The sequence below is a fragment of the Desulfuromonas sp. AOP6 genome (genome assembly GCF_009731355.2).
GTDB lineage: Bacteria > Desulfobacterota > Desulfuromonadia > Desulfuromonadales > SZUA-540 > SZUA-540.
The window spans coordinates 631,445-655,078 of sequence record NZ_AP022810.1; the positions used below are offsets into that span (position 1 = coordinate 631,445).

The window sequence follows — 23,634 nt, forward strand, 5'->3', positions numbered from 1 at the left end:
TAATGGCGACAAAAATAGAGAGCCGCAGCAAGGCGCTGCAAGACTAAATTTTTTCATCACAACGATCCAGAACACAAAAAGGGATATTGCTTTACCCGGTGGCCGACCCTATTGACTATTTAGAGCCTATGTCCTAATGTTAATTGCCATTTTTTGAAACATCGCTATTTTTTCTGCCGTACATAAGGAATGCCGCGGTGGAATGTCGAAATCCGCGGGACCTAGGTTTTTTCACAGCCCGATGAGCTGTCCAGGGACAAGGTACCCTGCAACCCCAAGCCTGTTGCCTGGGAATGAAATCCTTGATTTGGGAGCCCGACTGTGGAAGCAGGAGAGTTGAGAAAGAAAGTGCTGCTGAAGGCTCTGCAAGACCCTGAGGAGGTCGTGCGTCAAGCCGCGTCGCAGGCCCTGGAAAAGGTCGAGACTTCCTGGTCTCTCTCCCGCATTACCGCTATGCTCAAGGAAGGGAACCGGGGGCAGCAGGTTCAGGCCATCATCGCTCTTGAGCGTGTCGACAGCCCGCAGATCTTTCCCCTGCTCCTGGCTGCCCTCAAAAATCCTGACGCCGATATCCGCGCTGCTGCTGTGCAGGTACTGGGCAACAAGGCTCACCCCAAAACCTTGGGCGCCCTGGTCAAACACCTCAAAGACCCTCATCCGGCGGTACGGGTCCACTCCGCTGTCGCCTTGGGGAACTTCGCCGATGCGCGTCTGGTCCCTTACCTGGTGGCCTGTCTTCAGGATGCCGATGAAGAACTGGTGGTCAACGCGGCACGCTCCCTTGGAAAAATCGGATTCCCGCAGGCGGAAGAACCTCTGGCTTCCTCCGTTGCCGACAGCCGTGCCGTGGTGCGGGCGGCTGCACTCCTGGCACTCGCCGATCTGAAGACCGTGTAAAGCCTTTTCCGACACCTTTTGATTTCACCAGACTATAAGAGAGGCCGACACGGAAATGTGTCGGCCTCTTTGCTTCAATCCAGATAGTCGGCGATTTCGATGCCCTTGCTGAAAGGGTCCACCTCGCCGACGATACTCAGTTCGTCAGCGGAATCCGGACAGAAGAGCCGAGGTGGGTCGAGCTTGCTGCCTTCGGAGGCAAAGAGAATTTTCAGCCGGGTGGCGGAGCGGGAGGCGCCGCCGACGGCAGTGACCAGGCCGATCTCATTGTTCTGCAGACGAACGAGACTGCCGACGGGATAGGGTCCCAGGGCCTGGATGAAACGTTCGACAAACTGGGGGTGCAGCCTGGTGCCGGCATTATCCCGCAGCAGCTTGATGGCCTGGCGCGGCGTCACCGGTCGCTGGTAGGAGCGCAGGGTGGTGATGGCGTCGTAGGCATCGGCGATGGCCGCCATGTCCACCATGGGGGACAAGAGCTTGCCGCGGTTGTCAGCGGGGTAACCCTTGCGGTCATACTGGAGATGGTGGCACAGGGCGATATCGACGACCTCCGGGGGGATATCCTTCATCTGCTGCAGGATGTCGGCGCCATCGCGGGGATGCTTTTTGATCTGTTCGAATTCCCCCTGGGTCAGTCGGCCGGGCTTGGTGATGATGCCGACGTCCACCTTGAGTTTGCCCAAATCGTGCAGCATGCCGCCCAGGCCGATAACGCGCAGTTCTTCTGCCGAAAGGCCGCAGGCGCGGCCGACCGCTAAACTGATGACCGAGACATTGACTGAATGGGTGAAGGTGTAGTTGTCGTAGTCCTTGATGAGGGAGAGGGCGAAAAGGGCGTGGGGATCGGACAGGGTGACTTCGACCATGCCTTTAACCGCCTGCATCGCCTCTTCCGAAGACGGGATTTTGCCCAGGCGCACATCATGAAAGATATCTTCCATGACGCGCAGGGCCCGGTCGTAGACCTTGCGGGGTTTGCGGGCAAATTCGTCATCGTCCGTCTTTTCAACGGAGGTGGGGCGGATGTGATGAACCCCTTTTTTGAGCAGGGCCGATTCCAGTTCTTCTCCTTTGGTCTCTCCCTGGCGGATGACATCGAGAAAGGAAAGAAATTCATCGGCCCCAAGTCCGGAGATGAATTCCAGACCTTCCACCTCCAGGGTGCGCAGCAGATTGGCCACATCTTCTTCGGCAGGAGAAGGGTAGGCAAAGAGTTCGTCGTCAAAGAAGAGGGTGTCGTCCAGAAGTCCCAGTTTCAGGCGGGGCTTGTGGAGAAAGAGTCCTGCCAGCGCGGCCAGGAGGTCCTGGGCCTGTTTGCGGATGGTCGGATGCGCCGGCGAGTAAAGGCGCATCCCCTGGAACGTTCGCGAAATTCGCTGAAGGATTTCTTTGTGACTCGTCTGCATGGGTTCAGCCTTTTCTGATTTGCTTGAGCGACTGGACTGCCGCCCGGGCGACCTGCTGCGCCGGATCTTCGGTGGTCTCCTCAAGGGCGCCGATGACTTCCGGAACGGGAAAGCTGGCTAGAGCAGCCGCCGCGGCGGCACGCAACTCATTGTAGCGGGCCCGTTTCCAGAACTTTCTGCGATGCAGCAATTCCAGAAGATGAGGCCAGGACTCAGGGGCGGCAATCTCTCCCAGAGCGCGGATGGCCTCTTTCTTTTCGTCCAGTTTTTTGACCAGAAAATCTTGCGACTGGACCACTCGCAGAAGAAAAGGCACGGCCGCTGGTTCTTTCATGGCCCCGAGAGAGAGAAAGGCCAGACGGCGCAGATCCGGGTCCTCGTCCTCGGCCACCTGCAGCAGGATGTCCAGTGCCTCGGGACCGCCGATACGGGAAAGGGAACGGATCGCTTCACGGCCAACGCGCACATCCTCGTGATTGAGTAGAGGGGTAAGGGCGGGGACGGCGGAGGGGTGGCGGATCTCGCCCAGAATAAAGACGACATTGCGCTTGACATACCAGCGCTCATCGCTGAGATAGGAATTCAGGATGGGGATGGCCTCCGCTCCCTGCCGGGATAGGAGTTCGGTTAGACAACGCCTGGCCTGGCCCCCCTTTTCGGAGCAGAGCCGGTCCATGATGCGGGTGACAACCCGGGTGCCGTAAAACAGCAGAATGGTGATGATGGCGTCCTGTTCCTGGCGCGTGGTCAAAGGCAGGCAGAGCAGATCGACGAGATAATTCAACACGTCTTCCATCCCCAGCGCGTCCAGGGCCTGGTGAGCCGCTTGCCTGCGTGCGACGGAAAGCCGTTCCGACTGTGCGTGGGTCAGGAGCAGGGCGAGAGCCTCGATGACCAGGTAGCGCCCTTCGTCAGTGAGAATCCGGCGGAGTTTGGGCGGAAGCTCCTGCAGCAGAAGACGGTAGCGATCATCAGGGATACCCTGCTGCTGAAGATTGCGCAGCAGTTCCTCCATTTCGCGCAGTTCCTTGGGCTTTTCTTCGGCCTGCTCGGTGGCTTCCTCGAGCAGAGGTTCGTCCCATGCGGCTGTGTCGCCGCTTTTCCCCGGATCGGTGGCAAAGACCTTTTCCGCCTCCTGTTTGCGTTTGACGATGCGGTCGAGCTGCAGTTCGTTGAACCAGAGAGTCATCACCCGCGCCTGCAGGAGCAATTCCTCGATGCCGCCTTTCTGCGCGATCAGCTCGGGGCGAATCGCCAGAGCGCGGGCCAGTCCCAGCAGGTCGCGGTCTGAGAAGTCCGGCAGCACGAGTACTCGCTGGACGCGACGGGCGAAAAACGCCGTGGCTAACTGCGGAAGAAAAGCCGCCTCTTTGCCGACCCGTGCTTCATCGACGACGAAATGGTCTTTGCGCACGGAAAAGGTCAGGTTGCCCTCTGTCAGCAGGGGGCGCCAGGCTTTCAATCCTTCCAGGATCTGAGCCTTGAGCGCCGGGTGCCCGGGAGGATAGAAGCCGGCCGCTTTGATGATCCGGGCCAGGGCTCGGAGGGCGTTTTCCAGGAGAATGGGTTTGGGCTGGGGGATGTCCATTCAGGGGTTATCCTTCACTTTGTTCATTTGAGGTGTCCGCTGCGATGATTTGCGGGAGACCTGTCGCATCAACGATTTTTGATCAACGCCGATACCGCCTTGAATTCCGCTGTTCCCGCCTTGAGCAGGAGTTGAAAAAGGGCCATTTCGGTAGTCGTTACAGTCGAACCGGCCAGCCGGGCACTCTCGAGAGCAGTGAGGAAATCCGTTTTATGTCGGGAGCAGATGGCGTCCCGTACCAGGTGCACCTGATAGCCTCGGCCCTGCAGGTCGAGCAGGGTCTGAAAGACGCAGACGTGGGCTTCCATGCCCACCAGCAGAATCTGCCGCGCTTTTTTTCTTTCCAGGGCGTTAAGAAAGTTCTCTTCTCCACAGCAGCTGAAACTGCTTTTCTCGATGATCGGCGTTTCGGCATAGGAGGCCAGCTCAGACACGGTAGCGCCCAGCCCTTTCGGGTACTGTTCCGTGGCCAGCACGGGCAGGTCAATAATGCGGGCGGCTTCAGCCAGGGTGCGGATGTTGTTGATCACCTGCTGACGGATATGTTCCTCCATGGCCGGCACCAGCCGCTCCTGCACGTCGACAATGACCAGAACCGTGCCGTCTTTTTTAAGCCAGAGTTTTTTGATTATGTCCATGTCAGTCATCCTTCTCCGCGTCGGTGAGGTTTTCGACAATACAGAAACCGGCATCATGGATGCCTTTATCCTTGGCAATATACATGCCTTCCAGGATTTTGTTAAAGTTTTTCGCCACCACTTTTCGCTTTATCTTGAGGGTGGGGGTGATTTCATCCTCTTCTTTGCTGAAATCCCTGGAGAGGAGGGTGAAGCGTTTGACCCGCTGGAAGGAGGCCAGATTTTCCTGCAGCCCATCGAGGCGCCGACGGATGAGGTTGAGAATCTTCGGGTGGTTGACGAGATCGCAGGGGGTCAGAAAGTCGATATTCTTGTAGCGGGCGTATTTCTCCAGGTTTTCGAAGTTGGGCACCAGCAGGGCGGTAAGATAAGGCTTGCGGTCTCCGTAAACCATGGCATTGGAGAGATATTTGTCCGTTTTGAAGAGGCCTTCGAGCATCTGGGGGGCGACATTCTCACCGCCTGCCGTCACCAGCAGGTCCTTTTTGCGGTCGGTAATGGAGAGGAAACCATCGGCATCGAGCTTGCCGATGTCGCCGGTTTTGAACCAGCCGTCGCTAAAGGCTTCGCGGGTCTCATCCGGCAGATTCCAGTAGCCCGAGAACACGTTGGGGCCGCGTACCAGGATCTCGTCGTCTTCGCCCAGACGGACCTCGACGTCGCTGAGGGGACGTCCCACGGTGCCAAGACGCAGGGCATCGGGGTAGTTGCAGGCGATGACGGGCGAGGTCTCGGTCAGGCCGTAGCCTTCGTAGATGGGGATGCCGGCTGCGAGAAAGAATTCGGCCACGTTTTCCGTCAGGGGAGCGCCGCCGGAAACGAAAAATCGCAGGCGGCCACCCAGGTGTTTTTTTATGGGCGCAAACACCACTTTGCGCGCCAGGGCAACGGCGCCTTGCAGCAGGGCGGATGGGCTCTGTCCGGCCTGCTCCTGGCGTACCAGTTTGCGGCCGGAATTCAGGGCGCTGAAAAACATCTGCTTTTTGAGCCAGGGGCCGGAGACGACCCGATCCATGACCCGGGCAAACATTTTCTCATACAGGCGGGGAACACTGATGGCCACAGTGGGCGCCACCTCTACCAGGTTGGCCGGTACGGAATCGATCCCTTCGGCGTAGGCGATGACGGCTCCCTGGTAGAGCATGAAATAATAACCCGCCATGCGTTCGAAGACATGGGAGAGAGGCAGAAAGGAGAGGCACATATCCTTTTCGCTGATGTCGAAACGTTTGCAGCACTCCTCGATATTGGACAAAAAGTTGTTGTGAGTCAGCAGCACCCCTTTGGGCGGGCCGGTGGTCCCCGATGTGTAGACGATGGTGGCCGCCTCGTCGGGTTTGCCTTTTTCCAGGCGCTCATCCAAGAGGCTCTCTGCCGTTTTCTCCGATTCTTTGAGGAAGGATGCCAGCGAGGTGAAGCGGGGGTGGTCCAGTTCGTCACCGATGACGATGATTTTCTCCAGATGAGGCACCTCGTCGAGTCTTTCAGCCAGTTCCTCGGCGATATAGAGGGAATAGAGAAAAAGGACGCGGCTGGAAGAATTCTGCAGGATGTAGAGGACGGTATCGATCCCTTCCGTATGATAGACGGGAACGGAGAGGGCTCCGCACGCCATGGCCCCCAGGTCGGCGTAGACCCATTCGGGGCAGTTGGGGGCCATGATGGCCACCCGGTCTCCAGGTTGCAGGCCCAGGCCGATGAGGCCGCGGCCGCAGAGACGGACCTGCCGGGCAAGGGTTTTCCACGAAATACCCACGTACTGACCGTCTTCTTTGCGGCGCAGAGCTTCCTGGTCGCCGCGGCGGGCCGCTTTATCCAGCAGGATTTGAGGTAGGGTTTTGGTCATGGGACACCTCCGTTTGCCTTGGGGGGTGAGGGCGCTGCCCTGCCGCTAAATGGCGGAATTGACAACGCCCCCGGATTATGAAAGTTTATATCGCCAGAAGCGGAAAGGACAAGAGGATGGTCGTCGGAGTTACGGGCGGAATCGCCACAGGAAAAAGTGCTGTTGTCGAGCAGTTTCGCCAACTGGGGGCGGCGGTTATCAGCGCGGACGAACTGGCGCGGGAGGTCGTGCGGCCAGGGGAGAAGACCCTGGCCCGTCTGGTGGAACGTTTCGGAAAGGACATTCTGCAGGCGGATGGCACCCTGGATCGGAAGGAACTGGGACGGTTGATCTTTGCCGACCCGGAGGCTCGCCAGGACCTGAACCGCATCACTCACCCGGCGATTGCATGTCTGGCGGCCGCCCGCATCGCCTCCCTGCAGCGGCAGGGGGCTTTGCTCATTATTTACGAGGCTCCACTCCTTTTCGAGGCGGGAGCGGACAGCCGCGTGGATCGCATCGTTGTGGTAACGGCGCCTGCCGAGGTGCAGCGCCAGCGCCTGATGGCCAGAGATGGCCTGGACGAGCAGGCGGCGCAGACCAGGATCGAGGCGCAGATGCCCCTGGCGGACAAGGTGAAGCGGGCCGATTTCGTCGTGGACAACGCCGGGTCCGTCGATGCTCTTGCCGCAAAAGTCAGGGCTCTCTATGGCCGTCTGCTGGAGCTGGCGCGGAATCGTTCTGCCGGCCCTCCAGAAACTGCAGGCTGAGGGCGAGAACCGAGCGCCATCTCGGGTTCTCTTCCGTACACAGTACATGGGGAACCTCCGGTCCGTACAGGTGATATTCTTTGTGGCGACTGCCCAGGCTCATCAAGAGAGACTGTCCGCTCTCAACCCGTATTGTCTGATCCCCGCTACCGTTGATCGCCAGGGTCGGGGTAGTTATCTTCATGAGCAGGGGACGAAGGTGGCCTATCAGGCGATGGATCTGGTGGACGCCATTGAGAGGCCGCCTTTCGTAATAGCGCAGAGCCGCTTCGGGGGCAAGAGGCCGGTGATGGTAAGGCTTGAAATGCCGGAGCAGCCAGGCACTGCTGGCGAAGCGGTGTCGGAGCTTGAGGTAGGGCGAGAGCAGAACGAGACCCGCCACTTCCACCCGGGCAGCCAGTGCCAGCAGCAACAGGGCTCCCGTGCTCAGGCCCAACCCGAAAATCTGGGACTCCTCCTGTTTTAATTCCCGGTATCCCGCCTCAGTGGCCTCCAGCCAGTCCTCGTAGCGTTTGGTCGCCAGATCCTGCGGTGAGGTGCCATGGCCCGGCAGCAGTATTGCCAATACCGTATAGCCCTGGTCGCAGAGAGCTTCGCCGAAAAGCCGCATTTCCTGTGGTGTGGCGGAAAAGCCGTGCACCAGGAGTATGCCGGCCCCTCGCGGCGTGGACGGCCGCAGTAAAAATGGGGCCGCGTCCTCGTGATGCTTTGGACTCTGCGGTTTTGGTTCGGCCGGCATGAAATAGGCCTTTCTTGCTGAAATCAATAGGGAATAGCTTTTAATGAAGTGTAGCAGCCGTCTGTTCGCTGTCAATGAAGCCGCTTGAAACACAAAATCCCCCTGAAGAAGGGGGATTTTGTGTTTCAAGCGGGAGAAAGCGTCTACTTGTGAAAGCCGAGACGGGTGGAGAGGTCTTCGCCGGCCCTGAGAACAAGGGGGACCAGTTCCTTCTCAATCCGTTCGTCGGAAAAACGCATGGAAGGACCTGAGATGCTGACGGCCCCGACGATCCGGCGAGTATAGTCACGGATGGGAGCGGCCAGGCAGCGCACGCCGGGATCAAGTTCCTCGTTGTCGATGGAATAGCCCTGCTCGGCAATCTGCTTCAGATCTTTTTTGAGGACCTCGCGATCCGTATAGGTCGTCGGGGTATAGGCCTTGAGTTCGCGGTTGGGAAGAACGCTGTCGATCTCCTCGTCTGACATGTAGGCCAGATGAACTTTGCCGGAAGCCGTGCAGTGCGCCGGCAGACGACTGCCGACCCGGGACACCACTCTGACGGTGAGGTTCGTTTCAACGACGTCCAGGTAGACAATGTAGCCTTCCTTGAAGATGGCGACATAGGCTGTTTCGTTGCACTCGTTGACGATATCTTCCAGAATGGGTTTGGCCTGGCGCAGCAGACCCATCTGTTTGATGAAGGTCTGTCCGAGTTCCAGAGCGTTGAGCCCGAGGCGGTAGTTTTCCGTCGCCTTGTTCTGCTCGATATATCCACGGGATTCAAGCGTGGCCAGCAGGCGGAACACGTTGTTCTTGTGAAGCTTCAGCCTCTTGCTGAGTTCGGTGACACCGAGCTCGTCCACATCCCCATGGAACTGCTCCAGCAGATCAAGGGCGTGGGAGACGGCCTGGATTATATATTCTGACTTCTCTTTCTTGGCCATGGCGGTTGTGTCCTCTTTTAATGAAAACTCAAAAAGCAAATTGCGAGGATTCTATCGACCCCGGTAAAAAGATGTCAAGATAAACCGGTATGATTTTTCCTTTGGAATCAGTTTTTTGGGTCTCTTAAGGAATAAAGGTCTCTCTGCCTGTCTAAGCATCGTGTAAAATAATAGAATGTTGTTTTAGGTAAGTCAATGTTCCCGTACTCATTGCTTGTCACCAGATCGGAAGCATGCGGCCTTTCTGTTGACAGTCTCTGGCCATTCGGCTAGATTTGACAGGCCCTTGACGTGGAGGTGGTCATGTTGAATCTCAGCAAAAAAATACTTGTCGCTATTGATGGTTCGCCTCAGTCGGACAAGGCGGCCGAAGAGGCCGTGCGTCTGGCCATGGCTTCAGGTTCCCGCTTTAAAAGCAAAGTATATGCCATCCTGGCGCTCCCCGGCATGCGAAACCCTTCTTTTACGGATTTTTTCCCCTCTCTGCCCGCGACAGAGCGCCCTGACTGGGAGGAGAAACGCCAGCGTATTTTCTATGTGGTGGAAAAAGCGGCGGCCGAGGCGGATATTCCTTTGACCAGTGAAGTGGTTTATGGTGATGCCGCCGAGGAGATTCTGTCATATGCCGACCAGCAGGAGGTCGATGTCATCGTCATCGGTTCGTCCGGTTCGGGGCGGGTCAAGCGTACGCTGATGGGCAGCGTCTCCACCAAGGTCGCCATGCACGCCCGCTGCTCCGTCTATATTGTGAGATAGGCTCGCTCCCCGAAACTTTTTCCTACTCCCCATCTCCCTGTCTCATCGGCTGTCCGTCTGCACGTCTGTCCCCTCCTGCCCAATCATTTTTCTCCTTTTCCGCGCCGAGCGCCATGTCGTTTTGGCGCCTACGCTCCGCCAGCGGGCAATAGGATCCGTCTGGCGGGTTGAAGCGGGTCTCCTTGCAGAGGTATTCGTAGATTTGGGCCATGCTTTCGCGGATAAGGACTTCTTCCTCGGGGAATTCGTGGGGAGAGAGTTCCAGGGTGAGGGCATCGTTATAGGCGGTCTGCCGCAGGTGATTCAGGAAGCGGGTCAGCGGGAGGACGCCATGACCGGGGAGAAGATGCTCGCGGCCATAACCATAGTCGGAGAAGTGGATGTTGCGCATTTTGCCGGAATCGTAAAAGAGGTGGAAGTCGTGCAGGAAGTTGGCCTTTGACGATCCCATGTGGGCGGTATCGAAGGTCAAATAGAGGTTTTTCTCCTGCATGAAGCGGATCATTTTTTCCGTCTGCCCGAGAATGTAGGGGTTGGTTTTGAAGGCGCCGGTACAGGGCATGTTTTCCATGGTGATAATCACCTGATGCTGGCCGATCTCTTCCTGGAAATCCTTGACCTTGTTGAGCCAGCGCCAGAATTTGAATTCCAGCCCCATCCAGGAAGGAGGGTGGAAATTGATCAGAGGAATGCCCGCCTCCATGGCGAGGGTGGTGGTGCGGAAAAGCTGATCAATTTTGTTCCCCCAGCCGTCCAGGTCGAAAAAGGGCGCATGGAGCGAGGCCACCGGAAGGATCTGCTGCAGATCCCGGATGAGAGCGAGGCTGTCCTGGTACTGGAAGTCATAGCTGATGATCACTTCCATGCCATCAAAGCCTGTATCCCGGGCGATTTCAAAAACCTTTGGAAGGGGCAGGGTATAGAGGCTGCCCGCTGAAAGTATGAGCTTCATGGCTGACTCGCAGGATAATTAAAGTGCCACATTTCTGGAGGCCTCTTTGCAGGCGTCCATGCCTCAGGGGGTATGCACCTTTTCCAGAAGGAAACGGCGGATGCGGTCAGGTGGCGGCGGTGTGAGCAGCGAGACGCCAATCGTGACGAGAATGACCAGCGGCGCTCCGATCAGGGCCGAACCGGTCGGTGGCAGAATGGCGGTCAGCCAGGGCAACCAGGGGCCGAGAAGCAGAGGGATGAAAGTAACAACCAGCCCCAAAAGCATGCCGGCAATGGCTCCCTGTTTGTTGGTGCGGTCCCACCAGATGCCCAGCAGAAAGATGGGGAAGAGGGTATTGCCGGCCAGGGCGAAGGCCACCGCGGTGATTTCGGCGATGAGCCCGGGAGGGTTGGCGGCGACGATCAGGACCAGCATGGCTAAAACCAGGGTGGTGATTTTGGCGACTATCATGCGCTGGCGCTCGGTAGCCCTGGGGTTGATGAGCTGGTAGTAGATGTCGTAAGAAAAGGCGCCGGCGCCGGTGATCAGCAGGCCGGTAATGGTGGAGAAAGCGGCGAGAATGGCCGCCAGAGCCACAATACCGGTGATCCAGACCGGCAGGCCGGCCCACTCGGCCGCCTTGATGACGATGATGTCAGCGATGGCCTTGGCGGTGGCCGGATCGGTGACCAGTCCATGACGCAGTTCCCAGAGTTTGGCGAAGGTGGCGTAGGCGGGGGCGCTCCAGTAGAGCAGCCCGATAAAGACCAGCCCCCACATGACGCTCCAGCGTGCATCCCGGATATTGGGAACGGTATAGAAGCGGGACAGCACGTGGGGGAGGCCGGCGGTACCGACCATGAGAGTGAAGCAGAGGGCGATCCACTGGTAGGGGGTGCCATGCAGCCAGGGCGCCGTACCGGCGTTGTCGGCATGAAAGGCGATTTCCTGCAGGGCTTCACCATAGCCGACCTGGGGAACCAGCCAGAAAAAACCCATTTTGCGGGCTACCAGCACCAGTGGGAGGATGAAGCAGAGAATAAGCACGGTGTAGTGAAAACGTTGGTTGCGCAGGGCGCCGAGGGTGCCGGACAGAACCAGGTAGGAGATCACCACCGCGGTGCCAAAGAGGAGGCTGGGGATGTAATCCAGTCCGAAAATCCAGGAAAAGACCAGTCCCACCCCCTTGTACTGAGCCACGCAATAGACCAGGGAGATGAGGATGGCGATACTGGCCGACAGTACACGCGCAATGGGTGATTCGTAGCGGGCTTCCACGAATTCCGGCGCGGTATATTTGCCGAAGCGCCGAATCTGGCCGCCCATGAGGATGAGCAGAAGGACGTAGCCGCCGGTCCAGCCGATAACGTAAGCAAAGGCGAAATAGCCCTGCAGGTAGAAGATGCCGGCGATGCCGAGTATGGAGGCGGCGCTCATCCAGTTGGAGGCAATGGCGGCTCCGATGCCGACGCTACCGACGGAACGACCGGAGACCAGATAGTATTCGCCCTTGGCGGTCCGGCTGGCCAGCCCGACGATAATGAAGAGAGCCAGAACGGCGAAAAGAAGCAGCGCCGGCGCCAGTTTCAGGTGTTCAGCGAGCATGGTGCCTCCTTTATTTGCGCTTCCGGTACTCGTTGGTCAGTTTGTCAACGAAGAGGTTGTAGAGCAGGCAGAGCAGAATGAACCAGAGGATGAGAAACTGACCGGAAAACCAGTAATGAAAGGGGAATCCGAGAAAGCGTGTCGTCGTCAGCTGGCTGCAGCCGGCCGGACCTTCCTGCAGGAGTACAAGAATGAATTGAAAGCCGAAGGTAAATACAGCCCAGCTGGCCAAAAGTATCCAGATATAATGCACCTTCTTGCGCATGAAGCCGGGGAGGGGACGGAAAAAGTTGACCCTGCCCTGGCTGCTGGACTGTCCTTGTGAACTCGGATCCTGTGTCACCGTTTCCTCCTTTATCGATTGTGGCCCGGAGGCCAACGACAAGCCTGCTTCAATATTCCGTTGGGCGTGCTGAGATCGGCCCTGTTTGCTCTTCCGCGGATTTCATGACTTCGGCTAAAACGCTGGTCGCATAACTGCCGCGGGGAAGGCTGAAGGACAGCCGCAGATCCTGGTCTTCCACGCCGACCTGGTATTCCCCGAGGGGGACACGCAGGGGGCGCCTTTCCCCTTCCATGCCCAGACCTTCCGACAGACGGAAGTCCTGCAGGGAAAGCTTCTCCTTGACCAACAGGCCTTCCTCCAGGATGCCGGCCTGTCCCCGGGCCAGGGAGACCTTGTAGCCGTAGAGGGGGGCGGAGGGGCTGATCTCCAGGTTGTCTGCGCGTGGCTGTTCTTTAGCGGGGTCCTCCACAATAAAACAGGCCCCGTTTTCGTGTTTGCAGGCGTAATCCCCGGCCCAGAGCGTGTCGAGGGTGTCGAGGCGCATATCGACCAGGCGATCGAAGAGGCTGGACTGGTAAGCCGACAGATAGAGGCGCAGGCGGTTGCGGGGCATCGTGAACACCGCTTCTCTGGCGGCGCCTCCCTTCAGCAATGTGGTCACCAGGTTGCGCTCATCACGGAAGCGGGCCGGCAACGCGGTCAGGGTACCGTCGAGGTCGCCCCGCCCAAAGCGTTCCGCCGCCTCGCGCCAGCGTTCCTGGGTGATGCTCTGCGGATCACCGATGATCAATCGGCAGGCCAGTTCGTAGTCCTTGCGCAGCAGCGCGCGGCCGATAAGGTGCGAATTGCCCAGCACGCCGTAGCGTTGTTGGCCGAAGCGGTTGGGGACGCCGACCGTCTTGAGCACGTGCAGGATGTCTTCGGCCTTCTCCAGCGCTCCCGGCTTGACCGCGCGGACACGAATGGTGAAGCGGTTCCCCGCCAGATGTCCCAGGCGCAGTTTGTTGCGGTGCCAGGCGCAGGACAGGATCCGTATGCCCGGCAATTGCAGGCTTTCGACCTGGGCCGGCGTCACTCCTTGCAGAGACAACCGCTGCCGTGTGGTGGCCCGGGCGTCTTTGAGGCCGGCGTAACCGACATCACGACTGCGTATCTTCAGGGCACCGGCGATCTTCTGGATCAGATCAAAGGTGGTCAAACCGGTCTTTTCCACTTCAACGTACAGGTGCTCGCCCTCGCCGCAGGGAAGATAGAGGGGGATCTCCTCCACCAGGAAGTCCTCGGGGCTCTCCTTGATCTGCCCTCCCGTCCCTTCCAGGGAGGCGCTGAGATATCTAGCCATTCTCCACCTGCTCCCAGCTCAGGCGAAATCCCTGCGCCAGGCGCACATCCTGGTCGGTGATGGTGCAATCGTGCCGTTTGAAGTAATGCACAAAGTAGATGGGAAGTCCCTGTTCAAGAAAGCGGCGCATGTATTTGGAGACGGGATAGTCGGGTCGCGCCGTGCTCAGAGGTTCGTCCTGGCCGTTGGCGTAGCCGTCCATCGCGGCGATGGTCGTGGCGACATCCTCGGCATAATCCTGAAAGTCGGTGGCAAAGTTCAGTTCCCCGCCGGGGCGGAGATAGAGTAGAGCCATCTGCAGAAAGGCTTCGCTTAGCAGTCGCCGCGAACGATGGCGCTTTTTGGGCCAGGGATCGGGGCAGTTGATGTAGATGGCCTCCAGACTCTCTTTGCGCATGAAGTTGGCCAACAGGTAGCGGGCCTCGGCCCGCATGACGCGCACGTTCTTAAGGCCGGCCTGGTCAACTTTTTTACAGGTTTTGTAGCAGCCCTTGTTGTAGATATCGATAGCCAGGTAGTTGCGCTCAGGGTGGCGGGCGGCCAGCTGGGTGATGAAATCGCCGATGCCACAGCCGATTTCCAGGCAAAGGGGGTGGTCGTTGTGGAAAAAAGAAGAGATGTCCTCCGCTGCCGCGAGCATCGGCTCAGTGAGAAAGGACGGGGAGGTGATCTCGATTACGCGCTGCGTCATATGTTGCCTTTCTGACTACCTTGTTTTGACGCAGAAAACTAACACAGGCCGCCACATTTTTCAATGATGGCGGCCATCCAAATCTTCCTGGCCGGGTCTGACCATTATTTCCGGCTGGACAGGAAGGCGACCAGGGCTCTGAGATCGTCCGCCGAGAGATGCGTCATGCTCGGCATGATGGAGTCGGGGTTGTTTGCTTTGGGGTTGAGGAGTTGTCTCTCGATCTGGCTGGCGTCAAGGCGTCTGCCTACCGCATCGAGGGCGGGTCCCCTGTTGCCGCCGCTCCCTTCCAGACTATGACAGCCCTTGCAGCCCTGGGCATTGATAAGTCGGCGGGCGATGCCCTCGTCAGCCCCCGCCTGGCAGGGTAGCAGGAGCAGTCCCGCCAAAAGGGCGAACCCGGGCATTATGGGGGTGATGTTTTTCATTGTGATTCCTCTCCGGGGAATGGAGCCCTGTAAAAACGGCGGTGATCTGGTCAGGATACTCGACGACGTACGATTTGCAACAAAGCTTTAGCTGACGCACTGACAAAAAAGTTGAATTCTTCCTGGGAGGTAGCTAATCTAGGCCCATCGCCGCCCCGGTTTCCGCCTTCCTGACGGAAAGCCGTCCCAGGGAAACAAGGCGTTTTGCCAAGGAGGTTGGATTATGCTTATCGTCATGGACCACAGTGCCACGGACCAACAGATAGCCGCCGTTAAAAAAGCCATCGAGGCGATGGGGCTGCGGGCCGAACCCATTCCGGGCAGTTTGCGTACGGCGATCGGCGTGCTGGGGAACCAGGGGTACGTGGACGACACTTCCATTCGCGAACTCCCCGGCGTCCGCGAAACCATCCATGTCAGCAAGCCTTACAAGATGGTCTCCCGCGACTTTCATCCCGTCTCCACGGTCGTCAGGGTTGGCGACATCGCCATTGGTGACGGGCATCCACCCGTCATGATCGCCGGCCCCTGTTCCATCGAGACCGAAGAACAGATGCTGGCGGCGGCCCAGCTGGTCAAGGCTGCCGGCGCTCATATCCTGCGGGGCGGGGCCTTCAAGCCGCGCACCGGGCCCCACTCTTTTCAGGGGCTGGGCGTTGACGGGCTCAAATATCTGCGCCAGGCCGGGGATGCGGCCGGACTACCGGTCATCACCGAGGTCATGCGCATCGAACAGCTCGAACCCGTCTGCCGCTATGCCGATGTCCTGCAGATCGGTGCCCGCAACATGCAGAACTTTGACCTGCTCAAGGAGGTCGGCAAGCTCACCTGTCCCGTGCTGCTCAAGCGCGGCATGAGCGCCACCCTGGAAGAATTCCTTGCCGCCGCCGAGTATATCGTCGCCGAGGGGAACGATCAGGTCATCCTCTGCGAGCGCGGAATCCGTACCTTTGAAAGAGCCACGCGCAACACCCTTGACCTTTCCGTCATCCCCCTCATCAGGGAAATGAGCCACCTGCCCATCATCGTCGACCCCAGCCATGCCACGGGAAAACGCTCGCTGGTGCCGGTCATGGCCAAGGCCGCGCTGGTGGCCGGTGCCCACGGACTGATGATTGAGGTGCATCCAGAGCCGGAAAAAGCCCTGTGCGACGGCGCCCAGAGTCTCAACGGACCGGGCTTTGGCCAGTTGATGGAGGAAATCCGCCGCCTGCAGCAGTACCTCGACGCCTAGCCCCTGGCCTTGCCGACCAGGTCAAAAAGGGTGATTTCCGGTCGACAGAGAAAGCGGACGGGAAGCAGGCTGGTGCCGATGCCCCGATTGACATAGAGGGGGGTGCTGGCGGGGCCGACGCGGTAGAGGCCGCTGACGAAGCCACCTGTGTAGCGGGGGAGGTAGAGGGGGGAGAGGAACGGCAGACGGACCTGGCCGCCGTGGGTATGCCCGCAGCAGATCAGGTCGATGCTGCCATCCAGCCCTTCGTGATTGAAAGCCGGCACATGGGAGAGGAGCAGGTTTACCCGTCGGGAGTCGACCTGTTTCTGCAAGGTCATCAAATCACTCTCTCGCGAAGGATAGTCGAGGCCAAAAAACGACAGGTCCATGCCGCCGGCTTCCACATCCTGGCGCTGGTTGATGAGCAGGGTGATGCCGATCTTTTCGAAGTGGCGGCGCAGGGGCTCTCCTTCAATGCGGGCCCAGTACTCCCAGTTTCCCTGCACGGCAAAGATCCCGGCAGGAGCCTGAAGGAGTCGGAGAAAGGCCAGGGCCCCTGGCAGATTGCGACTTTCTTCGATGTAGTCGCCAGTGAGCAGGATGATATCCGGCTGCAGGGCGTTGGCCGCCTCGGCCACCCGGCGGGAGTAAGGACGGAACTCTTGGATGTGCGTATCGGAGAGCTGGACGATACGTACCTGCCTGCCAGCGGGTGCCTTGGGCAGGGGGATTTCCACCCGTTCGACCTGCAGGGCCGTTGGCTCGCGCAGAAAAGCGTTGCCCAGGGCCACTCCTCCCAGGCCCAGCGCCGCCCATTGAAAAAACCTTCGGCGGGACAGCCCTTTTGACGAACTTTGGGGTGTTCTTTTTCTCTTCACGCGCTCTCCGCAGCGGTTTAGATTCCACGGGAATGACGGCAGCAGCCGTTGATGACGTCACAGTATAGTCCACTTGCCGGCTGATGACCAGCGGCACCCTGCCTTGCCCCTGCCGCCGGCCTGATATATAGTTTAAGCCTGCGAGGATTAATTTTGACAGGCAACAGATTTCAGCAAGGAAGGAGAGGCCATGAGTCAAGGACGAGAGATCTGCCCGGGCGTCTACTGGACCGGGGTGAAAAATCCTGACCTGCAGGTGTTCGACGAACTTTTTCCTACCCGCCAGGGGACGACCTACAACGCCTACCTGGTCAAGGGCAAGGACAAAACCGCCTTGATCGATACGGTAAAGGAAGAATTTTCGGACGAATATTTCGATATTCTCACCAGCATCATTGCCACCGAAAAGATCGACCTGGTGGTGGTCAACCATACCGAGCCCGATCACACCGGGGCACTGGAAGAGCTGGTGCGGCGCCATCCCGAGATTGAGATCTACTGCACCCGGGCCGCCGACAATTTTCTCAAGCAGCTCATCGATATTCCTCTCAAGACCCATGTGGTGGCCGAGGGGGACGAGATTGATCTGGGCGGGCGCACGCTGCGCTTCATTCTCGCTCCGAATCTGCACTGGCCCGACACCATGTTCACCTATCTGCCCGAAGAGGAAATTCTCTTCAGTTGCGATGCCTTTGGCGCTCACTTCTGTGGCGACGGCCTTTACGACGACGAGGTTGGGGATTTCTCCGGCGAATACCGCTTCTATTTCGACACCATCATGCGTCCCTTCAAGGAGAAGATCCGCGAGGCGGTCAGCAAGGTGGCCTCCCTGCCCATCCGTCTGGTCTGTCCGTCCCACGGCCCCTTACGCCGCCAGGGCGCTCGGGAGGCCATCGACGGCTATGCCCGCATGGCGGCACCCCCGGCAGATGAGGGTCTGCGGGCGCTGACCCTGACCCTTTCACCCCACGGCAACACCCGCACCATGGCTGCCGCGGTACGTCGCGGCCTGGAAGAGTTCGGGGTCAAGGTGGTGGAACTGGCTCTCTATGAGGCGGAGGAGGGCGAAATTCGCGATGAACTGGAGCAGGCCGACGCCCTGCTCGTGGCCACGCCGACCATCAACCGTGATGCGCCGCCGCCGGTGTGGAAGGCTCTCTCTCTGCTCTCGACGGTGACGCCGAAGGGCAAGGTTGGCGGTGTGTTTGGTTCCTACGGCTGGAGCGGCGAGGCGGTGAAGCAGGTGGAGGATCGCCTGACCGGCCTCAAATACACGCTGCCTGAAGAGGGTATTCATTTCCGTTTCAAGCCGACGGAGTCGGACGTACAGGCCTGTCAGGAGTTCGGCCGCAAAATCGGGCGCTATCTGGTCGATCAAAGCAAGGCCGGTTAAGGCTGACGTCATGTTGCCCATGCCCTGCCCCGACGGGGGTTCCCCTCCGTCGGGGTTTCTGTGTCCATTCCTCTAAACAAATGAAAGGTGACCCGTTTTGCTCTCTCACATCATGTCCACCGTCAATGGATTTGTCTGGGGACCGGTGATGCTGGCCTTTCTGGTCGGCACCGGCGTCTATCTGAGTTTTCGTCTCGGGTTTCTGCAGTTTCGCCAGCTGCCCCGGGCTTTGCGGCTGGTTTTCAAAAAGCCTGATAGCGAAGCTCTCGAAGGGGATATTTCCCCTTTTCAGGCGCTGACCACCGCTCTGTCCGCGACCATCGGCACCGGTAACATCGCCGGAGTGGCCACCGCCATCGTTCTCGGTGGTCCCGGCGCCATCTTCTGGATGTGGGTCTGCGCCATCTTCGGCATGGCCACCAAGTATGCCGAAGCCGTGCTGGCCGTCAAATACCGCGAGCATCTGCCCGACGGCACCATGCAGGGTGGTCCCATGCGCTACATCGCCGAAGGCTTGGGTCTTAAATGGCTCGGCTGGATTTTTGCTCTATTCGGCAGTATCGCCGCCTTTGGTATCGGCAGCATGGTGCAGTCGAATTCGGTGGCCCTGGCTCTTGAAGACGCCTGGGGGGTCTCGCCCCTGGCCAGCGGCCTTGTTCTGGCCGTGCTGACCGGTATCGTCATTATCGGCGGTATCCGCCGCATCGGCAAGGTGACGGAAAAGCTGGTGCCGATCATGGGGATTTTCTACGTGGCCGGTGCCCTGCTCATCCTCATCCTCAACGCCGACAAGGTTCCCGGCGCCTTCGCCCTCATTTTCAGTCATGCCTTTGCCCCCGCCTCGGCGGCGGGAGGTTTTGCCGGGGCCGCTGTCTCCGCCGCCATCCGCTTCGGTGTGGCCCGGGGTGTCTTCTCCAACGAGGCGGGTCTGGGCAGCGCCCCCATCGCCCATGCCGCCGCCAGGACCAAAAGCCCGGTGCGTCAGGGGCTCATCGCCATGACGGGAGTCTTTTTCGACACCATCATCGTCTGTTCCATGACCGCCCTGGTCATTCTGTCCACGGGCGTGTGGACCAGCGGTGCTACCTCCAGTGCCCTGACTCAGGCGGCCTTCAACGCCGGCATGCCCGGCCCCGGCGGGCTCATCGTCACTATCGGCATCGCCGTCTTCGCCTATTCAACCATGATCGGCTGGGCCTATTACGGTGAAGAGTGCATCGAATATATCTTCGGCATGAAGGCCCGCACCCCCTACCGTTACATCTTCTGCCTGGTCATCGCTATCGGCGCCGTCCAGAAGGTCGGTTTTGTCTGGGATTTCAGCGACACCATGAACGGCGCCATGGCCATCCCCAACCTTATCGGTCTCATCGGTCTCTCCGGGGTGGTGGTGAAGGTGACCCGTGAGGCCTTTAGCGATCCGGAGAAATACCTCTGATAACCAAGGATGACAAAGGGGCGGCTTGCCTGATTGCCACCGTTGCCGTGGCCGCCCCTCTCGATAAGACTCTCGCCTATCGGGTGCCGGAGGCGCTGGTCTCCGCAGCCCGGGTCGGCTTGCGGGTGCGGGTGCCGCTGGGGCGGCGGCAGGCCACCGGCTATCTGCTCGAACTGAAGGAAGGGGAGAGCGAGGGGCTGAAGGATGTGGCCGAAATCCTCGACCGCGAGCCCCTGTTCAGCCAGGAACTGGCCGCCTTTTATCTGCGGGCGGCAGAATACTATCTCTATCCCCCGGGTGAGGCCGTGCGCACGGCGCTGCCGGCCGGGTTGTCCGGACGTGGGACCGATGTGGCCGTGCTGCGCGAGCGCGTCTATTTTCCCCTGGAACAGGAAGGGCAGCCCGCCGGCGGGCGCCAGCGTGAGGTTCTCGATTACGTTCGCCGGCAGGGCCGGGTCACCCTGACGGACATCCGGGGCCTTTTTCCTGCCCCCTATGCGCCCCTGGCCCGCCTGGTCGAGTTGGGCTTTGTCCGGGAAGACGAGGTGGAGAAGGTTCGCGACCCTTTCTTCGCCGCCCCTGTTCCCGCTGACGTGCCGGTAGAGCCCTCGCCTGATCAGGCCGAAGCTTTGCGTGCAATCGAAGGCGCCTTGGAAGCCGGCGGATTTGCCCCCTTTCTGCTGCACGGCGTCACCGGCAGCGGCAAGACGGAAGTCTATCTGCGGGCCATCGCCCGGGCCGTGGCCCTAGGCCGCACGGCCCTGGTGCTGGTGCCGGAAATCGCTCTGACCCCCCAGTTGGTCGGCCGCTTTCGGGCCCGTTTTCGCGATGGCGGTCCGGCGATTGCCGTGCTGCACAGCGGCCTGTCCGACGGTGAGCGCTACGATGCCTGGCGCGCCATTGCTCGCGGTGAAGTGTCTATCGTCATCGGCGCGCGCTCGGCCCTCTTCGCCCCTCTGGCCGACCTCGGCATCATCGTGGTGGACGAGGAACATGAGGCCAGCTATAAGCAGGGGGAGGGGTTCCGCTACAATGCCCGCGATCTCGCTCTCATGCGGACCCAGATGAGCAAGGCGACCATTGTGCTGGGGAGTGCCACCCCGGCCGTCACCACCTGCCACCGTGCTCTGGACGGTCAGATGGGGTATCTGCGTTTGACGGGACGGGTTTCGGAGCGCTCGCTGCCGGCCGTCGAACTGGTGGACATGCGCGGCGAAGCGCTGACCGGCGCCCTCTCTCCGTCTCTGACGGGTGCCCTCGAAGTCAATCTGGAGAAGGGGGAGCAGTCTCTGCTGCTGCTGAACCGCCGCGGGTTTTCCCCCTACCTGCTCTGCGCCGATTGCGGTGCCACCTTCCGCTGCCCCAACTGTGAAATCACCCTCACCTATCACCAGGGCGCCCGCCAGCTGCGCTGCCACTATTGCGATTATCACCTGACGCCCCCCGATCTCTGTCCCTCTTGTCAGGGTGGTTCCATCCTGCCCGAGGGGACGGGTACCGAGCGGCTGGAAGAGGAGTTGCGCGGCCTCTTTCCCCAGGCCCGCATTGCCCGCATGGACCGGGATACCATGGGCCGCAAGGGGGCCCATGGACAGCTGGTGTCCCGTATGGAGGCGGGCGAAGTCGATATTCTGGTCGGCACCCAGATGGTTGCCAAGGGCCTCGACTTCCCTGGTGTGACCCTGGTGGGGGTCATCAATGCCGATTCCACCCTCAATTTCCCCGATTTTCGCTGCGCCGAACGCACCTTCTCCCTGCTCACCCAGGTGGCAGGGCGGGCGGGGCGGGGGGAGAAAGCGGGTCACGTTCTCATTCAGACTTATTCCCCCGAGCACTATGCCCTGACCTGTGCCGCCAGTCACGATTATACCGAATTTTACGGGCAGGAGATCGGCTTTCGCCAGGAGCTGGGCTATCCTCCCTTCGGCCATCTGGCCAACCTGGTTCTCGCCGGCAACGAGGCGGACAAGGTCCAGGCCGCAGCTGATGCCCTGGCTCTGGCGCTGGACGAAACGGCCGGCCCGGTGGAGGTCCTCGGCCCCGCTCCCTGTCCCCTCTCCCGTCTGCGCGGCAAGACCCGCGTTCAGATTCTGCTCAAATCACCCCAGCGTCCGCCTCTGCGCCGTCTTTTGCACCGACTGTCCTATCTGAGGAAAAAGGTCGGGGCAGGCGTGCTCCTCTCCATTGATGTCGATCCTCTCGATATGCTGTGATTAAAAAATAAGCACAGAGTATGCTGTGATTTTCTATGCGCGCCCTCCCTTGCGTAATCATTTGGCAGGAGCGGGTGTTTCTGAGTAATTGTCGAGCAGTTATTTTACTCAATGATGAAGGCTGGGGCAATCTGCTTGCGGCTGGGGTAGGTGAACTTTCCCTTTGTGATTAATATGTTGGCAGCAATGTTCTAATAAAGAGGCATTGTGGCACGGATCGTGGATTAGATTGGCCGGTTACCAGAAGAAATTCATCGTCTTTCCCCGTGAAGAACGGACAAAACCCATATCTCGATACAGGAGGCCGTATGACCAAGCTGGACGAAAAAGTAGAGCCCATGTTTCAGGAAGTACTCAAGCGCAACCCCGGCGAGACCGAGTTTCACCAGGCTGTGCGGGAAGTCATCGAATCCCTCGGTCCCGTGCTGGTAAAGCACCCCGAATTCGGTCATCACAAGATCATCGAACGCATCTGTGAGCCCGAGCGTCAGATCATCTTCCGGGTGCCCTGGCAGGATGACAAGGGCGAGGTTCACATCAATCGCGGCTTCCGCGTCGAGTTTAACAGCGCGCTCGGTCCCTACAAGGGCGGTCTGCGCTTCCATCCTTCCGTTTACCTCGGCATCGTCAAGTTTCTCGGCTTCGAGCAGATCTTCAAGAACGCCCTGACCGGCATGCCTATCGGCGGCGGCAAGGGCGGCTCCGACTTCGATCCCAAGGGCAAGTCGGACGATGAAGTCATGCGTTTCTGCCAGAGCTTCATGACCGAACTCTATCGTCACCTGGGTGAGTACACAGACGTGCCCGCCGGTGACATCGGCGTTGGCGGTCGTGAAATCGGCTACATGTTCGGCCAGTACAAGCGCATCACCAACCGCTACGAGTCCAGCGTGCTCACCGGCAAGGGCCTTGACTGGGGCGGTTCCCTTGTGCGTCCCGAGGCCACCGGCTACGGCGCTTCCTTCTTTGTGAACGAAATGCTCAAGGCCCGCAAGGATTCTTTTGATGGCAAAACCTGCTCCGTTTCCGGCTCCGGCAACGTGGCCATCTACACCATCGAGAAGATCACGGAGCTTGGTGGCAAGGTCGTTTCCTGCTCCGACTCCAACGGCTACATCTACCACGAAGCCGGCATCGACCTCGACCTTCTCAAGCAGCTCAAGGAAGTCGAGCGTCGCCGCATCAAGGATTACACCAACTACCACAAAGACGCCAAGTATGTCGCTGGCGGCAACATCTGGCAGATTCCCTGCCAGGTGGCCATGCCCAGCGCCACCCAGAACGAGATCAACGGCAAGGACGCCGCCCTGCTGGTCAAGAACGGCTGCATCGCCGTCGGCGAGGGTGCCAACATGCCTACAACTCCGGAAGGGGTCAAGGTCTTCCTCGACGCCAAGATTGCCTACGGCCCCGGCAAGGCGGCCAACGCTGGCGGTGTCGCCACATCCGCTCTGGAAATGCAGCAGAACGCCAGCCGCGATGCCTGGTCCTTCGAGTTTACCGAGAAGAAGCTCGAGGACATCATGGTCAACATTCATCGGGTCTGCTACGAGACGGCGGATGAGTATGGCGAGCCCGGCAACTATGTGGTCGGTGCCAACATTGCCGGCTTTATCAAGGTGGCCAAAGCCATGGTCGCCATGGGTCTCATCTAAGAGGTAC

General features: G+C 59.5%; 21 protein-coding genes. 8 read left to right on the forward strand and 13 right to left on the reverse strand.

Translation table 11 applies throughout. The annotated features are described in order from the left end of the window. The first annotated feature begins 336 nt into the window (after nt 1-336). On the forward strand, nt 337-897 hold the full coding sequence (locus AOP6_RS03020; protein ID WP_213194732.1) for a HEAT repeat domain-containing protein: 561 nt from the start codon (nt 337-339) through the stop codon (nt 895-897). A gap of 74 nt (nt 898-971) precedes the next feature. Here AOP6_RS03020 and AOP6_RS03025 read toward each other — a convergent pair whose 3' ends face one another. The 4 genes from AOP6_RS03025 to AOP6_RS03040 form a co-directional block, all read right to left on the reverse strand. Further along, entirely contained in the window at nt 972-2,306 is a 1,335-nt protein-coding gene (locus AOP6_RS03025; protein ID WP_155875157.1) for an HD domain-containing phosphohydrolase, read from the reverse strand. A 4-nt stretch (nt 2,307-2,310) separates the two neighbouring features. Then, entirely contained in the window at nt 2,311-3,894 is a 1,584-nt protein-coding gene (locus tag AOP6_RS03030) for a HEAT repeat domain-containing protein (RefSeq protein WP_155875158.1), read from the reverse strand. A gap of 68 nt (nt 3,895-3,962) precedes the next feature. After that, the gene (locus AOP6_RS03035; RefSeq protein WP_225897338.1) at nt 3,963-4,532 is read right to left on the reverse strand and encodes a hydrolase; all 570 of its coding nucleotides are present in this window, start codon (nt 4,530-4,532) and stop codon (nt 3,963-3,965) included. 1 nt (nt 4,533) lies between these two features. After that, complete coding sequence (locus AOP6_RS03040; protein WP_155875160.1) at nt 4,534-6,378, reverse strand: long-chain fatty acid--CoA ligase; 1,845 nt, start codon at nt 6,376-6,378, stop codon at nt 4,534-4,536. A 116-nt stretch (nt 6,379-6,494) separates the two neighbouring features. On the opposite strand from AOP6_RS03040, the gene coaE reads away from it, so the two are divergent. Continuing rightward, on the forward strand, nt 6,495-7,127 hold the full coding sequence (coaE, locus tag AOP6_RS03045; RefSeq protein ID WP_155875161.1) for a dephospho-CoA kinase: 633 nt from the start codon (nt 6,495-6,497) through the stop codon (nt 7,125-7,127). On the opposite strand, the gene AOP6_RS03050 is transcribed toward coaE, so the two are convergent. Both AOP6_RS03050 and AOP6_RS03055 read right to left on the reverse strand, forming a co-directional pair. Beyond that, a complete protein-coding gene (locus tag AOP6_RS03050) occupies nt 7,054-7,866 on the reverse strand; it encodes an alpha/beta fold hydrolase (RefSeq protein WP_155875162.1) in 813 nt (270 codons plus the stop codon). The genes coaE and AOP6_RS03050 overlap by 74 nt on opposite strands. A gap of 143 nt (nt 7,867-8,009) precedes the next feature. Next, the gene (locus AOP6_RS03055) at nt 8,010-8,792 is read right to left on the reverse strand and encodes an IclR family transcriptional regulator (RefSeq protein WP_155875163.1); all 783 of its coding nucleotides are present in this window, start codon (nt 8,790-8,792) and stop codon (nt 8,010-8,012) included. A 303-nt stretch (nt 8,793-9,095) separates the two neighbouring features. On the opposite strand from AOP6_RS03055, the gene AOP6_RS03060 reads away from it, so the two are divergent. After that, the gene (locus AOP6_RS03060) at nt 9,096-9,548 is read left to right on the forward strand and encodes a universal stress protein (RefSeq protein ID WP_155875164.1); all 453 of its coding nucleotides are present in this window, start codon (nt 9,096-9,098) and stop codon (nt 9,546-9,548) included. 22 nt (nt 9,549-9,570) lie between these two features. On the opposite strand, the gene AOP6_RS03065 is transcribed toward AOP6_RS03060, so the two are convergent. The 6 genes from AOP6_RS03065 to AOP6_RS03090 all read right to left on the reverse strand — a co-directional run bounded on the left by AOP6_RS03065 (nt 9,571) and on the right by AOP6_RS03090 (nt 14,834). Beyond that, nucleotides 9,571-10,500: a sugar phosphate isomerase/epimerase gene (locus tag AOP6_RS03065; RefSeq protein WP_155875165.1), complete on the reverse strand. Its 930-nt coding sequence runs from the start codon at nt 10,498-10,500 to the stop codon at nt 9,571-9,573. 63 nt (nt 10,501-10,563) lie between these two features. Further along, on the reverse strand, nt 10,564-12,087 hold the full coding sequence (locus tag AOP6_RS03070; protein ID WP_155875166.1) for a cation acetate symporter: 1,524 nt from the start codon (nt 12,085-12,087) through the stop codon (nt 10,564-10,566). A 10-nt stretch (nt 12,088-12,097) separates the two neighbouring features. After that, entirely contained in the window at nt 12,098-12,430 is a 333-nt protein-coding gene (locus AOP6_RS03075) for a DUF4212 domain-containing protein (protein WP_225897339.1), read from the reverse strand. A 49-nt stretch (nt 12,431-12,479) separates the two neighbouring features. Further along, entirely contained in the window at nt 12,480-13,715 is a 1,236-nt protein-coding gene (gene truD, locus AOP6_RS03080) for a tRNA pseudouridine(13) synthase TruD (protein WP_155875167.1), read from the reverse strand. Beyond that, a complete protein-coding gene (gene trmB / locus AOP6_RS03085; protein ID WP_155875168.1) occupies nt 13,708-14,406 on the reverse strand; it encodes a tRNA (guanosine(46)-N7)-methyltransferase TrmB in 699 nt (232 codons plus the stop codon). Before trmB ends, truD begins: the two co-directional genes overlap by 8 nt. 104 nt (nt 14,407-14,510) lie before the next feature. Further along, nucleotides 14,511-14,834: a c-type cytochrome gene (locus AOP6_RS03090; RefSeq protein ID WP_155875169.1), complete on the reverse strand. Its 324-nt coding sequence runs from the start codon at nt 14,832-14,834 to the stop codon at nt 14,511-14,513. A 223-nt stretch (nt 14,835-15,057) separates the two neighbouring features. Between AOP6_RS03090 and aroF the strand changes: the two genes are divergently transcribed. Next, on the forward strand, nt 15,058-16,068 hold the full coding sequence (gene aroF, locus AOP6_RS03095; RefSeq protein ID WP_155875170.1) for a 3-deoxy-7-phosphoheptulonate synthase: 1,011 nt from the start codon (nt 15,058-15,060) through the stop codon (nt 16,066-16,068). Here aroF and AOP6_RS03100 read toward each other — a convergent pair. Next, nucleotides 16,065-16,928, reverse strand: coding sequence for a metallophosphoesterase (locus AOP6_RS03100; RefSeq protein WP_213194733.1), 864 nt, complete (start codon nt 16,926-16,928; stop codon nt 16,065-16,067). The genes aroF and AOP6_RS03100 overlap by 4 nt on opposite strands. 190 nt (nt 16,929-17,118) lie before the next feature. On the opposite strand from AOP6_RS03100, the gene AOP6_RS03105 reads away from it, so the two are divergent. The 4 genes from AOP6_RS03105 (at nt 17,119) to gdhA (ending at nt 23,627) form a co-directional block, all read left to right on the forward strand. Next, a complete protein-coding gene (locus AOP6_RS03105; RefSeq protein ID WP_155875172.1) occupies nt 17,119-18,321 on the forward strand; it encodes an FprA family A-type flavoprotein in 1,203 nt (400 codons plus the stop codon). 112 nt (nt 18,322-18,433) lie between these two features. Next, a complete protein-coding gene (locus AOP6_RS03110; RefSeq protein WP_155877618.1) occupies nt 18,434-19,759 on the forward strand; it encodes a sodium:alanine symporter family protein in 1,326 nt (441 codons plus the stop codon). Nucleotides 19,760-19,806: 47 nt separating this feature from the next. Next, the gene (gene priA / locus AOP6_RS03115) at nt 19,807-21,972 is read left to right on the forward strand and encodes a primosomal protein N' (protein WP_238480936.1); all 2,166 of its coding nucleotides are present in this window, start codon (nt 19,807-19,809) and stop codon (nt 21,970-21,972) included. 308 nt (nt 21,973-22,280) lie between these two features. Further along, complete coding sequence (gdhA, locus tag AOP6_RS03120) at nt 22,281-23,627, forward strand: NADP-specific glutamate dehydrogenase (protein ID WP_155875174.1); 1,347 nt, start codon at nt 22,281-22,283, stop codon at nt 23,625-23,627. Nucleotides 23,628-23,634: the final 7 nt, after the last annotated feature.

What these genes read in the sequence shown, in the direction of transcription:
- AOP6_RS03025 (WP_155875157.1), bottom strand. Translation starts at nt 2,306, where the DNA reads ATGCAGACGAGTCACAAAGAAATCCTTCAGCGAATTTCGCGAACGTTC.
- AOP6_RS03030 (WP_155875158.1), bottom strand. Translation starts at nt 3,894, where the DNA reads ATGGACATCCCCCAGCCCAAACCCATTCTCCTGGAAAACGCCCTCCGA.
- AOP6_RS03035 (WP_225897338.1), bottom strand. Translation starts at nt 4,532, where the DNA reads ATGGACATAATCAAAAAACTCTGGCTTAAAAAAGACGGCACGGTTCTG.
- AOP6_RS03040 (WP_155875160.1), bottom strand. Translation starts at nt 6,378, where the DNA reads ATGACCAAAACCCTACCTCAAATCCTGCTGGATAAAGCGGCCCGCCGC.
- coaE (WP_155875161.1), top strand. Translation starts at nt 6,495, where the DNA reads ATGGTCGTCGGAGTTACGGGCGGAATCGCCACAGGAAAAAGTGCTGTT.
- AOP6_RS03050 (WP_155875162.1), bottom strand. Translation starts at nt 7,866, where the DNA reads ATGCCGGCCGAACCAAAACCGCAGAGTCCAAAGCATCACGAGGACGCG.
- AOP6_RS03055 (WP_155875163.1), bottom strand. Translation starts at nt 8,792, where the DNA reads ATGGCCAAGAAAGAGAAGTCAGAATATATAATCCAGGCCGTCTCCCAC.
- AOP6_RS03060 (WP_155875164.1), top strand. Translation starts at nt 9,096, where the DNA reads ATGTTGAATCTCAGCAAAAAAATACTTGTCGCTATTGATGGTTCGCCT.
- AOP6_RS03065 (WP_155875165.1), bottom strand. Translation starts at nt 10,500, where the DNA reads ATGAAGCTCATACTTTCAGCGGGCAGCCTCTATACCCTGCCCCTTCCA.
- AOP6_RS03070 (WP_155875166.1), bottom strand. Translation starts at nt 12,087, where the DNA reads ATGCTCGCTGAACACCTGAAACTGGCGCCGGCGCTGCTTCTTTTCGCC.
- truD (WP_155875167.1), bottom strand. Translation starts at nt 13,715, where the DNA reads ATGGCTAGATATCTCAGCGCCTCCCTGGAAGGGACGGGAGGGCAGATC.
- trmB (WP_155875168.1), bottom strand. Translation starts at nt 14,406, where the DNA reads ATGACGCAGCGCGTAATCGAGATCACCTCCCCGTCCTTTCTCACTGAG.
- AOP6_RS03090 (WP_155875169.1), bottom strand. Translation starts at nt 14,834, where the DNA reads ATGAAAAACATCACCCCCATAATGCCCGGGTTCGCCCTTTTGGCGGGA.
- aroF (WP_155875170.1), top strand. Translation starts at nt 15,058, where the DNA reads ATGCTTATCGTCATGGACCACAGTGCCACGGACCAACAGATAGCCGCC.
- AOP6_RS03105 (WP_155875172.1), top strand. Translation starts at nt 17,119, where the DNA reads ATGAGTCAAGGACGAGAGATCTGCCCGGGCGTCTACTGGACCGGGGTG.
- AOP6_RS03110 (WP_155877618.1), top strand. Translation starts at nt 18,434, where the DNA reads ATGTCCACCGTCAATGGATTTGTCTGGGGACCGGTGATGCTGGCCTTT.
- gdhA (WP_155875174.1), top strand. Translation starts at nt 22,281, where the DNA reads ATGACCAAGCTGGACGAAAAAGTAGAGCCCATGTTTCAGGAAGTACTC.